11 protein-coding genes are annotated in these 12,563 nt (G+C 56.5%); 3 read left to right on the top strand and 8 right to left on the bottom strand.

The window, feature by feature from the left end:
* Positions 1–16: 16 nt before the first annotated feature.
* The 4 genes from mzrA to M2433_RS17340 form a co-directional block, all read right to left on the bottom strand.
* The gene (gene mzrA / locus M2433_RS17355; protein WP_429055867.1) at positions 17–400 is read right to left on the bottom strand and encodes an EnvZ/OmpR regulon moderator MzrA; all 384 of its coding nucleotides are present in this window, start codon (positions 398–400) and stop codon (positions 17–19) included.
* A gap of 2 nt (positions 401–402) precedes the next feature.
* The gene (yqjA, locus tag M2433_RS17350) at positions 403–1,065 is read right to left on the bottom strand and encodes a DedA family general envelope maintenance protein YqjA (RefSeq protein WP_008503144.1); all 663 of its coding nucleotides are present in this window, start codon (positions 1,063–1,065) and stop codon (positions 403–405) included.
* A 344-nt stretch (positions 1,066–1,409) separates the two neighbouring features.
* Positions 1,410–2,186, bottom strand: coding sequence for a transcriptional regulator ExuR (exuR, locus tag M2433_RS17345; RefSeq protein ID WP_023333538.1), 777 nt, complete (start codon positions 2,184–2,186; stop codon positions 1,410–1,412).
* A gap of 115 nt (positions 2,187–2,301) precedes the next feature.
* Positions 2,302–3,600, bottom strand: coding sequence for an MFS transporter (locus M2433_RS17340; protein ID WP_024906406.1), 1,299 nt, complete (start codon positions 3,598–3,600; stop codon positions 2,302–2,304).
* A 476-nt stretch (positions 3,601–4,076) separates the two neighbouring features.
* Here M2433_RS17340 and uxaC point away from each other — a divergent pair, with 476 nt between their 5' ends.
* On the top strand, positions 4,077–5,489 hold the full coding sequence (gene uxaC, locus M2433_RS17335; protein WP_429055870.1) for a glucuronate isomerase: 1,413 nt from the start codon (positions 4,077–4,079) through the stop codon (positions 5,487–5,489).
* A gap of 17 nt (positions 5,490–5,506) precedes the next feature.
* The gene (locus M2433_RS17330) at positions 5,507–6,994 is read left to right on the top strand and encodes a UxaA family hydrolase (RefSeq protein ID WP_429055872.1); all 1,488 of its coding nucleotides are present in this window, start codon (positions 5,507–5,509) and stop codon (positions 6,992–6,994) included.
* 86 nt (positions 6,995–7,080) lie between these two features.
* Here M2433_RS17330 and sstT read toward each other — a convergent pair whose 3' ends face one another.
* The 4 genes from sstT to M2433_RS17310 form a co-directional block, all read right to left on the bottom strand.
* On the bottom strand, positions 7,081–8,322 hold the full coding sequence (gene sstT, locus M2433_RS17325; RefSeq protein WP_429055874.1) for a serine/threonine transporter SstT: 1,242 nt from the start codon (positions 8,320–8,322) through the stop codon (positions 7,081–7,083).
* A 218-nt stretch (positions 8,323–8,540) separates the two neighbouring features.
* Positions 8,541–9,509, bottom strand: coding sequence for a TerC family protein (locus tag M2433_RS17320; RefSeq protein WP_429055876.1), 969 nt, complete (start codon positions 9,507–9,509; stop codon positions 8,541–8,543).
* Between the two features lie 251 nt (positions 9,510–9,760).
* Complete coding sequence (locus M2433_RS17315) at positions 9,761–10,759, bottom strand: Gfo/Idh/MocA family protein (protein ID WP_429055878.1); 999 nt, start codon at positions 10,757–10,759, stop codon at positions 9,761–9,763.
* Positions 10,760–10,829: 70 nt separating this feature from the next.
* Positions 10,830–11,333, bottom strand: a complete 504-nt coding sequence (locus M2433_RS17310) for a YgjP-like metallopeptidase domain-containing protein (protein ID WP_233002746.1) — start codon at positions 11,331–11,333, stop codon at positions 10,830–10,832.
* A gap of 85 nt (positions 11,334–11,418) precedes the next feature.
* On the opposite strand from M2433_RS17310, the gene rlmG reads away from it, so the two are divergent.
* On the top strand, positions 11,419–12,555 hold the full coding sequence (rlmG, locus tag M2433_RS17305; protein WP_429055879.1) for a 23S rRNA (guanine(1835)-N(2))-methyltransferase RlmG: 1,137 nt from the start codon (positions 11,419–11,421) through the stop codon (positions 12,553–12,555).
* Positions 12,556–12,563: the final 8 nt, after the last annotated feature.

Below are 12,563 nucleotides of genomic sequence, written 5' to 3'. Positions count from 1 at the left end.
TTCGGAATCGTGGTAATTATCCAAACCGATGCGACGTATCGCGAATCAGTGACAGCCAGGCTGCAGGCTGGCTGTCTTCTTCCTGCTGAGCAATGATATACCCGTGCGGCAGCGTACGGTCGAGAACCACTTTCGCGGCGGCACTTTGCGCACGGGAATCAAACTTGATCAGTAAAACATCGTCCTGCGGGGTAATGCTCTTAAAGCGGATCCCGTTCGCATCCAGATGATGCCAGACAGAAAAACCGTCTGGCACGCTGGCACCCTGGTTTACCGGGCGAATGGCCAGCGTCGATTCCTGATGCGAAAGCGCGCTCCAGGCCAGCAGCATAGCGCTGAGTACCACCAGTGCAACCACAGCAAAGGCGAAACGGCGTAGAGCGAGCGGTGAGATAACCATCGTTAACCTCTGGCTCCGTATTTCTTTTTCCACAGGACAACCAGGGAGCCAATCAGGCCAAAGACCAGCAGCACAACGGGCAGCAGCATCAGGCAGGACATCAGCTGGTCCTCATATTTCATGAAGACCGGGGTTTTACCCAACGCATAGCCCAGCGTCGTCAGAATAAGCACCCATAGCAGGCCGCTCATCCAGTTGAAGAACTGGAAGCGCGCGCTGCTCAGACCGGACAGGCCGGCAATCGTAGGCAGCAGGGTACGAACAAAAGCGATAAAGCGGCCAATCAGCAGCGCAGAAAGCCCGTGCTTATGGAACAGGTGGTGCGCCCGCTGGTGATAATGCGCCGGAAGATGAGAAAGCCAGTTCTGGACGATCCGGGTATTGCCCAGCCATCGTCCCTGGATGTAGCTCACCCAGCAGCCGAGGCTTGCGGCGACGGTCAGTAGCAATATGGTCTGTGGAAACGCCATCGCCCCTTTGGCACACAGCACGCCAACGAGCACCAGCAGGCTGTCACCGGGCAGGAAGGCAGCAGGCAGCAAACCGTTCTCAAGGAACAGGATCATAAACAAGACGAAATAGAGCATGCCAATCATGGAGGGGTTGGCCAGCGTTTCAAAATCCTGCGCCCAGAGGGCATGCAGTAGTTGGGTCAAAAGTTCCATTCAATGTTCCTGGAAATCGGTTAACGTCACGCCTGTTATCCGGGACAAACAGCACGGCGACATTGTTGTGATTTCATTATGGTCGCTCGCGGACACATTGCGGTGTGGCCAACACTGTTCCCTGTTAATTGGCTGGTTAGCAAGCACTAACTTACAAAATAACGAATTGAATCCAATTGTAACAAAGCCCAACGTTCTGCGTCACAGAATTTGCAGGGGTGAGTTGATTTTGGCGTAAGCCATGGAGGGGAGCGAGGGGATTTACAAAGGCTGACACTATATATGTTTTGCTTACCCACCTAAGCCGGAGGGCGCAGCGAAGCGCCTGCCGGCAGAAAGGTCATCTATTTTACGGCACTGGACGCCGTATCGAGATGAACAACGGGATTATCGGCAAAAAGATAGCGATCAGCGTTAAATTCGAAGTCATCGCTGGTTTCATTGAACAGCATCTGCTTGGTGTTTTCCAGGTGCTGCCACATCGCCAGCTTAGCGGCATGCGGGTCTTTACGAATCAGCGCCTTGAGGATTTGATCGTGGTCGTCACACCAGTTATCGACGGTACGGGAATCAATGTGATCGTGCAGTTTTTTCCAGTACGGGTTGTGAACGCGCTGAGTCCACATTTTCTCAACAATTGCCGCCAGCGCCGTGTTTTGGGTTGCCAGGGCGACCTGAACGTGGAACTGCAGATCCCACTCTGAATCGCGGAAACATTTTTCCTTGCGGGCATTCTCCTGGATTTCCATCAGCTTCATGATGTCCTGCTTGGTCACCTGCGTCGCGGCAAATTCGGCAATATTGCTTTCGATCAGCTGGCGAGCCTGGAGCAGCTCAAACGGACCATAGCTGGCGAATTCCAGACTTTCGTCTGCAACGGGAGAGTGTTTCGGCAAATTAGAAATCACGTGAATGCCGGAGCCTTTGCGTACCTCAACGTAGCCTTCCACTTCCAGCATGATGATCGCTTCGCGCACGACGGTGCGGCTCACGCTTTTTTCATCCGCGATAAAGCGCTCGGCGGGAAGTTTATCACCGACAAGATAGACCCCTTGCTCGATGCGATCTTTCAGCTCGGCAGCAAGTTGTTGATATAAACGACGTGGTTCGGTGATTTCCATATGCGCTCCAGGCAGGGTACGGCAGATGATTTGTTATACCACTTTTGCGTGCCACTCTCCAGATTATGCCATTAAAAAAGCCGCCCGGAGGCGGCTTCGGTGAGACGCATTTTCGCTAACTCTGCGTTGCCGGTTTTCCGAGGGACTCTTTCGCCAGCTCTTCTGCCGATTTGCTTTTCAGCACCGTCCAGATAACCACCGCGCCAAGCAGGTCGAAGATCGCCAGCACCGCGAACAGCGGGCTGAAGCCGATGGTATCCGCCAGCGCGCCGACCACCAGAGCAAACATCGTGCTTGCGGTCCAGGCGGCCATCCCGGTCAGGCCGTTGGCGGTTGCCACTTCGTTACGGCCGAAAACGTCGGAGGAGAGCGTAATCAGCGCGCCGGACAGGGACTGGTGCGCAAAACCACCGATGCACAGCAGGGCGATAGCCACATACGGGCTGGTGAACAGGCCGATCATGCCCGGGCCAATCATCAGCAGCGCACCCATGGTCACCACCATCTTACGGGAAACGATCAGGTTCACCCCAAACCAGCGCTGGAACAGCGGTGGCAGGTAGCCGCCAACGATACAGCCCAGGTCAGCAAACAGCATTGGCATCCAGGCGAACATCGCGATCTCTTTCAGGTTAAAGCCGTAGACTTTAAACATGAACAGGGGTATCCACGCGTTGAAGGTACCCCAGGCCGGTTCAGCCAGGAAACGCGGCAGGGCGATACCCCAGAACTGACGGGTGCCCAGGATCTGCCAGACGGTCATCTTTTTGCCGTTGTTGGTCTGATGCTGCGCTTCCTGACCCCCAATGATGTACTCGCGTTCTTCTTCAGACAGTTTTTTCTGATCGCGCGGGTGTTTATAGAAAATCAGCCACGCCATGGCCCACGCAAAGCTCAGCACGCCAGAGATGATGAACGCCATCTGCCAGCTGTGCATCACGATAGCCCACACCACCAGCGGCGGCGCTATCATCGCCCCGATGGACGAGCCGACGTTGAAGTAACCGACCGCAATGGAACGCTCTTTTGCCGGGAACCACTCGGAGCTGGCCTTCAGCCCTGCGGGGATCATGGCGGCTTCAGCTGCACCTACCGCGCCGCGCGCCAGCGCAAGACCACCCCAGCTGCCCGCCAGCGCGGTTGCTCCGCAGAACACCGCCCAGGCGATGGCGAAGAAGGCATAACCGATTTTGGTGCCGAGTATGTCCAGCACATAGCCTGCCACGGGCTGCATGATGGTATACGCCGCGGAATAGGCGGCAATGATGTAGGAGTATTGCTGCGTGGAGATATGCAGCTCTTCCATCAACGTTGGCGCAGCTGCTGCCACGGTGTTACGCGTCAGGTAGCCCAGCACGGTGCCTAACGTCACCAGCGCGATCATATACCAACGTAACCCTTTAATTTTACGCATCTAAAACCTCATCGTTATGTTATTTCCGCGCCAGAACGCGGCAACTTCTCAACCGTTTCCGGGAGCAGTTGTGTAACGGGAGGGGCGTAGCCGGGAGCATGTCCCGGAACGGCCCGAACCTTGCCATAAGTAAGCGTGCATAAGTCGGTATCCGTACCGTTAAACCCGATGTCTCTCACACCGGTAATGCATTCCGTCGGCTGAGTGTTTGCGACGGCGAAAAGATAACTTGTCATACAACTTTAAAAGGTGAGTGATATCACAAATGTATGATTCTTTGTGGGGACATTCATCATCGCGGGCGAAGCCAGTATTGGCGCGGGTTGCAGAAGGGATTACTCCATTGAGGGTAATTTATTTGTTGACGTTTATTGATCTCACTCACGAAAAAAGCTTCGGTGGGTGGAAATTGGTGTGATAACTTTGCAGCATATGAACATACGCTTTCTGACGCTCCCGTAATGAGGAAGACGATAATGACGCCGTTTATGACCGACGATTTTCTGTTAGATACCGAATTTGCTCGCCGCCTGTACCACGACTACGCAAAAGACCAGCCGATTTTCGACTACCACTGCCACCTGCCGCCGCAGCAGGTTGCCGAAAATTACCGTTTCAAAAACCTGTATGACATCTGGCTGAAGGGTGACCACTATAAATGGCGCGCCATGCGCACCAACGGCGTCGCTGAGCGCCTGTGTACCGGTGACGCCAGCGACCGCGAGAAGTTTGACGCCTGGGCGTCGACCGTTCCGCACACCATCGGCAACCCGCTCTACCACTGGACGCATCTTGAGCTTCGCCGCCCGTTTGGTATTACCGGAACGCTGCTCTCCCCAACGACCGCCGATGAAATCTGGGAGCGCTGCAATGCGCTGCTGGCGCAGGATAACTTCTCCGCGCGCGGCATCATGAAGCAGATGAACGTGAAGATGGTGGGCACCACCGACGATCCGATTGACTCTCTGGAACACCATGCGGCGATCGCCAAAGACGGCGCGTTTGACATTAAAGTGCTGCCAAGCTGGCGTCCGGATAAAGCCTTTAATATCGAACAGGCCACGTTCAGCGATTACATGGCGAAGCTGGCAGAAGTCTCTGATACCGACATTCGTCGTTTCGCAGACCTGCAAGCCGCGCTGACCAAACGTCTGGATCACTTCGCGGCACATGGCTGTAAAGTTTCTGACCACGCGCTGGACGTGGTGCTGTTTGCGGAATCAAACGAAGCCGAGCTGGACAGCATTCTGGCGCGTCGTCTCTCCGGCGAGGGCCTGAGCGAGCACGAAGTGGCACAGTTTAAAACGGCGGTGCTGGTGTTCCTCGGCGCGGAATATGCACGCCGCGGCTGGGTACAGCAGTACCATATCGGCGCGCTGCGCAATAACAACCAGCGCCAGTTTAAGCTGCTGGGCGCTGATGTAGGCTTCGACTCCATCAACGACCGTCCGCTGGCCGAAGAGCTGTCTAAGCTGCTGAGCAAACAGAACGAACAAAACCTGCTGCCAAAAACCATTCTCTATTGCCTGAACCCGCGCGATAACGAAGTGCTGGGCACCATGGTCGGCAACTTCCAGGGCGAAGGGATGCCGGGCAAGATGCAGTTCGGCTCCGGCTGGTGGTTCAACGATCAGAAAGACGGCATGGAACGTCAAATGACGCAGCTGGCGCAGCTTGGCCTGTTAAGCCGCTTTGTCGGCATGCTGACCGACAGCCGCAGCTTCCTGTCCTATACCCGTCATGAATATTTCCGCCGCATTCTGTGCCAGATGATTGGCCGCTGGGTCCACGCAGGCGAAGCGCCAGCGGATATCCAGCTGCTGGGCGAAATGGTGAAAAACATCTGCTTTAACAATGCGCGTGACTACTTCGCCATTGAACTGAACTAGGGCCGTTTGAGGTTGATATGCAATACATCAAAATCCATTCGCTGGATAACGTGGCCGTCGCGCTGACGGATCTCTGTGAAGGCGACGTGGTGACCGTCGATAACCAGAGCGTCACCCTGCGTCAGGCGATCGTTCGCGGGCATAAGTTTGCCGTGAAGCCTCTCGCTAAGGGGGACAACGTCGTGAAGTACGGCCTGCCGATTGGGCATACGTTAGCGGATATCGCGCCGGGTGAACATATTCATTCCCACAATACCCGCACCAATCTTAGCGATCTGGACGAGTACAGCTATCAACCTGAATTACCTGCGGAAGCGATGCAGGCGGCGGATCGTGAGGTGCAGATCTACCGTCGCGCCAGCGGTGACGTGGGGATCCGCAACGAGCTGTGGATCCTCCCGACCGTCGGCTGCGTGAACGGGATTGCGCGTCAGATCCAGACGCGCTTTCTGAAAGAGACCAACAATGCCGAAGGCACTGACGGGGTGCATCTGTTCAGCCATACCTATGGCTGCTCCCAGCTCGGCGACGACCACATCAATACCCGTACCATGCTGCAAAATATGGTGCGTCACCCGAATGCGGGCGCGGTGCTGGTGATCGGCCTTGGCTGCGAGAACAATCAGGTGGACGCCTTCCGCGAGACGCTGGGTGAGTTTGACCCTGAGCGCGTGCATTTTATGGTGTGTCAGCATCAGGACGATGAGGTGGAAGCGGGCATTGAAGAGCTTCATCAGCTGTACGAAGTGATGCGCCATGACAGGCGCGAGCCGGGCAAGCTGAGCGAGCTGAAGTTTGGTCTGGAATGCGGCGGGTCTGATGGCCTGTCCGGTATCACCGCCAACCCTATGCTGGGCCGCTTCTCGGACTACGTGATCGCCAACGGCGGCACGACGGTGCTGACCGAAGTGCCGGAAATGTTCGGCGCGGAGCGTATTCTGATGAGCCACTGCCGCGACGAAGAGACGTTTGAGAAGACCGTCACCATGGTGAACGACTTCAAGCAGTACTTCATCGCCCACAACCAGCCTATTTATGAGAACCCGTCTCCGGGTAACAAGGCGGGCGGGATTACCACACTTGAGGAGAAGTCCCTCGGCTGCACCCAGAAAGCGGGCGCGAGCCAGGTGGTGGATGTTCTGCGCTACGGCGAACGCCTGAAAACGCACGGTCTGAATCTGCTGAGCGCGCCCGGGAACGATGCGGTTGCCACCAGCGCGCTGGCCGGGGCAGGCTGCCACATGGTGCTGTTCAGCACCGGACGCGGCACGCCGTACGGCGGCTTTGTACCGACGGTGAAAATTGCCACCAACAGCGAGCTGGCGGCGAAGAAAAAACACTGGATCGATTTTGATGCGGGCCAGCTGATACACGGCAAAGCGATGCCTGAATTGCTGACGGAGTTTGTGGACACGATTGTGGAATTGGCTAACGGCAAGCAGACCTGCAATGAGAAGAACGACTTCCGCGAGCTGGCGATCTTTAAGAGTGGTGTGACGCTTTAATCGATGCGGCCTGATGCCCTCACCCTCTCCCACAGGGAGAGGGTACAAACACTAAAAACGGCAACCTCAGGGTTGCCGTTTTGCTGTTAACCTCGCAGGGCGTTCTTTGCCAGGCGCGCGTCTTCCGCCTGGCATACGGCGGCGGTGAACATCACGTCGGTAGAGGAGTTAATCGCGGTCTCGCAGGAGTCCTGCAATACGCCGATGATAAAGCCTACCGCAACCACCTGCATGGCGATCTCGTTCGGAATGCCGAACATGTTACACGCCAGCGGGATCAGCAGCAGAGAGCCGCCCGCCACGCCTGATGCACCGCAGGCACAGAGAGACGCTACCACGCTCAGCAACAGCGCAGTAGGTAGATCCACAGGAATACCCAGCGTATGCACGGCCGCCAGGGTTAAAACGGTAATCGTGATCGCCGCCCCCGCCATATTGACCGTCGCCCCCAGCGGGATCGAGACGGAATAGGTGTCCCGGTCCAGATTGAGCTTTTCGCACAGCGACATATTGACCGGAATGTTCGCCGCCGAGCTGCGGGTGAAGAAGGCGGTCACACCGCTTTCGCGCAGGCACATCAGCACCAGCGGATACGGGTTGCGGCGGGTCTGCAGGAACACCAGCAGCGGGTTAATCACCAGTGCCACCACGGCCATACAGCCAATCAGTACCAGCAGCAGCTGCGCATAACCCCAGAGCGCGCCGAAACCGGTGGTTGCCAGCGTTGACGCTACCAGGCCAAAAATACCTATCGGCGCAAAGCGGATGACCACCGTCACGATAAACGTCACGGCGTGTGAAAGGTCGTTGACCAGGTTTTTTGTCGTGTCGTTGCTATGACGCAGGGCAAAGCCCAAACCGACTGCCCATACCAGGATCCCGATGTAGTTTGCGTTGATAAGCGCGTGGATCGGGTTGGCAACAATGCTCATCAGCAGGCCATGCATGACTTCAACGATCCCCGCCGGCGGCGTAATGTCGGTTGCGCCGGTGGTCAGCTGCAGCGTGGACGGGAAGATAAAGCTCACCACCACAGCCGTCAGGGCCGCAGAGAATGTGCCCAGCAGGTACATCCACAGAATGGGGCGGATATTGGTTTTTTGCCCTTGCTGATGATTCGCGATAGAGGCCATCACCAGGGTCAGAACCAGCACCGGTGCGACCGCTTTCAGTGCGCCGACGAAGAGGGTACCGAGAAGGCCAGTTGCCTCTGCGGCAGATTTTGAGATCAATGCCAGCGCGACGCCGAGCACCAGGCCAACCAGTATTTGCTTAACGAGGCTGCCGCGCGAGAGGCGCGCAAACATACCCGACGAAGATGTAGTCATAGGTGTTCCTTAAGTGAAATTGCGTTCCATCCCGGATGTGCTCTAAGTCACATTTATGTCCGGATGTAAGTAAATGTTTGCCTGGTCGAGTATAGGGAATGCAAGAAAGGAGGGAAGCGTAAAATGCTGGATTTTACGTGTTGCATCATATTTTTTAACTACTGCGTTACAAAAGTGTGTTCACCCTCTCCCTGTGGGAGAGGGCCGGGGTGAGGGAATTACTCCACCTGCTGCTTCTTATCGTGCTGGCGGTTAACCCAGGTATTGATAATCAGCGTCACGATCAGAATGCCAAACACCACGCCGAGCGAAATGGCGATCGGGATGTGGTAGAAATCGACGATCAGCATCTTGATACCGATAAACACCAGGATCACCGACAGGCCGTACTTCAGCATCGAGAAGCGCTCCGCCGCGCCTGCCAGCAGGAAATACATGGCGCGCAGACCGAGGATCGCGAACAGGTTTGAGGTCAGGACGATGAACGGGTCGGTGGTTACCGCGAAAATGGCCGGGATGCTGTCCACCGCGAAAATCACGTCGCTCAGCTCAACCAGAATCAGCACCAGCAGAAGCGGGGTGGCGAACAGCAGACCGTTCTTGCGCACGAAGAAGTGCTCGCTCTCGATCCTGTCAGTCATGCGCAGATGTCCACGGATCCACTTCACCAGCGGACGATCGCCAATCGCAGAGCCGTCCTCTTTCGCCAGCGCCATTTTGACCCCGGTGAACAGCAGGAACGCGCCGAAGACGTACAGCAGCCACTCGAACTGGGTAATCAGCCAGCTGCCGGCGAAGATCATAATGGTACGCAGGATAATCGCGCCCAGTACGCCGTAGACCAGCACGCGGCGCTGCAGGGCAGCAGGCACGGCGAAGTAGCTGAACAGCATCAGCCAGACGAAGACGTTATCAACCGCCAGGGCTTTTTCAATCAAATAGCCGGTGAGGAAGGCGAGCGCCTGAGGATCGGCCACCGCGCGGCCTTCGGTCGAGGCCAGATACCACCAGAAGGCAGCACAGAACAGCAGGGAAAGGGTAACCCATACCAGAGACCAGGCCGCGGCCTGCTTCATGGTCATGCCGTGCGCGCCGCGACGTCCCTGCAAAAAGAGGTCGATCGCCAGCATGATGAGCACGACAACCGCGAATCCGCCCCACAACATTGGAGTGCCGACAGAATGCATACTATTTTCCTTACACATAAAAAACAAAAACGGCCATGGTCAGAAGACGATAGCCGTTAGCTTTTTATGCATCGACCTCGCCTTCCGGCAAGGTCTCACTTACAACCACGAAGGTTGCCCGGCGACCGGATGCGGTATTGCACGCATCGTAATGACGATCCACCGACGAAGAAGTTACTCCCCTTTGCAGGTAACAAAATATGTCAGACCATTGGTTTCGTCAATGGTCTGCGCCGTTTCATTACACAGCTTTACGCGATAGCTTCCGCGCTCACGCCGTCTGCCGGGAACACCACGCCGGTCTGACGGCGGATCTCCGTTTGCAGCTTCGCCGTGGTGCGGCTGACCGCGAGACCCGGGTGATTCACTTCGTCGTCTTCCACCAGACGGGCGAAGACCTCTGCCTCATAGAGCATAGTGTTTATATGCTGAGGCTGCGTCAGCTCCTGCGCTTTACCGCCGCGCGGCACAAAGCTCACCTTCTGGCACTCGGAGATCTTCTCGATCACCAGCGAGCCCGCTTCGCCCTGAATTTCGCTCGGCAGCACGGAATCGCTCACCTTGGAGTGCTGCAGCGTGACGCTGAAATCGCCGTAGTCCAGCACCACTAAACCGTGCGCATCCACGCCGCTCTCCAGCAGGCTGGCGGTGGCCGTTACGCCATGCGGCTCGCCCCACAGGGCCACGGCAGAGGCCAGGCAGTAGAAGCCGATATCCATGATCGAACCGTTAGAGAAGGCCGGGTTAAAGGTATTTGGGTTCTCGCCGTCGAGATAGCGCTGGTAGCGCGACGAGTACTGGCAGTAGTTGATAAAGGCTTTACGCACTTTGCCAATTTTCGGCAGCGACTGCTGCAGCAGCAGGAAATTCGGCAGGCTGGCGGTTTTGAAGGCTTCGAACAGCACCACCTGGTTTTCGCGGGCAAGCGCAATGGCCGCTTCCACTTCTTCGATATTCGACGCCAGCGGCTTCTCGCAAATCACATGCTTTTTATGGCTGAGGAACAGCTTCGTTTGCGGGAAGTGCAGGGAGTTCGGACTGGCGATATACACCGCGTCAATGGCGTCACTCTGCGCCATTTCATCGAGCGAGGTGAACAGATGTTCAACCAGATAGTCGTTCGCGAAGCTCTGCGCCTGCTCGAGGCTGCGGGAATAGACTGCGGTAAGCTTATATTTGCCGGTTTCATGGGCGGCGTCGACGAACTGGCGCGTGATCCAGTTCGTACCAATGACTGCGAAACGTATCATAAACGTTTACGTACTCCGTAGCGGGGAACCTTTAGCCACTGTAGCACGGGATTATTGCAAAACCAGTGCGCTATTCCGCATTACCATTTAACGATAAATGCGTAAGCCATAGCCGGGTATCAAACTCCAGCTGGTGGTACTGCGGCTCCATGTGGCAGCAAAGGGAGTAAAACGCTTTGTCGTGCTCTTTCTCTTTCAGGTGCGCCAGCTCATGGACGACGATCATCCGCAGAAACGCTTCCGGTGCGTTACGGAACACGGTCGCGACGCGGATCTCGGCTTTGGCTTTCAGCTTGCCGCCCTGCACGCGGGAGATGGCGGTGTGCAGGCCGAGCGCGTTTTTCAGCACGTGGATCTTGTTGTCGTACATCACCTTGTTGATCGGCGGCGCGCTCTTCAGATAGCGGCTTTTCAGATCCTGCGTATACTGCCAGAGGGCTTTATCGGTCGCAAAATCGTGCGTGCCGGGGTAGCGTTTTTCCAGTACCGCCCCCAGTTTTTGCTCGGCAATTAACGTGCGTACCTGGGAAAGCAGATGCTCCGGGTAGCCCTGAAGATAAGTCAGCTGGTTCATCAAAACCCCAAAATAAGTTGAAAACGGGTATACTCACGCACCCTTTTCAGGGATAACGCCGAAATTTTACCATTCAGGAGGGCCGATGAGCCACTTAGACAACGGTTTCCGTTCACTCAACCTTAAACGTTTCCCGGAAACGGACGACGTCAACCCGCTTATGGCGTGGGAAGCGGCGGATGAATATCTGCTGCAGCAGTTGGATGAGACTGAAATCCGCGGCCCGGTACTGATCCTGAATGACGCGTTTGGCGCGCTGGGCTGCGCGCTGGCTGAACACACCCCGTACAGCATCGGCGACTCCTACTTAAGCGAGCTGGCGACGCGTGAAAACCTGCGTCACAACGACATCGAAGAGTCCAGCGTGAAGTTCCTCGACAGCACTGCGGACTACCCGCAGGCGCCGGGCGTGGTATTGATTAAGGTGCCAAAAACCATGGCGCTGCTGGAGCAGCAGCTGCGCGCGCTGCGTAAGGTCGTGACGCCAGAAACCCGCATTATCGCGGGTGCCAAAGCGCGCGATATTCACACCTCGACGCTGGAGTTGTTCGAGAAAGTCCTCGGCCCAACCACCACCACGCTGGCGTGGAAAAAAGCGCGCCTGATCAACTGCACCTTCAGCGCGCCGGAACTGGCCGACGCGCCGGAGACCCTGAGCTGGAAGCTGGAAGGCACTGACTGGACCATCCACAACCATGCGAACGTTTTCTCCCGCACCGGTCTGGATATCGGCGCGCGTTTCTTTATGGAACATCTGCCGGAAAATCTGGAAGGGGAAATCGTCGATCTGGGCTGCGGTAACGGCGTGATTGGCCTGACGCTGCTGGCGAAGAACCCGAACGCCAGCGTGGTGTTCAGCGACGAGTCGCCGATGGCGGTGGCCTCCAGCCGTCTGAACGTGGAAACCAACCTGCCGGAAGCGCTGGATCGCTGCGAGTTTATGATCAACAACGCGCTGTCGGGCGTAGAGCCTTTCCGCTTCAACGCCGTGTTCTGTAACCCGCCGTTCCACCAGAAGCACGCCCTGACGGATAACGTCGCCTGGGAGATGTTCCACCACGCGCGCCGCTGCCTGAAAATCAACGGCGAGCTGTACATCGTGGCAAACCGCCACCTGGACTACTTCCACAAGCTGAAGAAGATTTTCGGCAACTGCGTCACCATTGCAACCAATAACAAGTTCGTGGTGCTGAAGGCGGTGAAGCTGGGGCGTCGTCGTTAAGATTGGGG

The organism is Enterobacter sp. AC1 (assembly GCF_050434705.1).
GTDB classification, from domain to species: Bacteria; Pseudomonadota; Gammaproteobacteria; order Enterobacterales; family Enterobacteriaceae; genus Enterobacter; species Enterobacter cloacae_L.
This window is presented reverse-complemented; position numbering and strand designations above follow the sequence as displayed.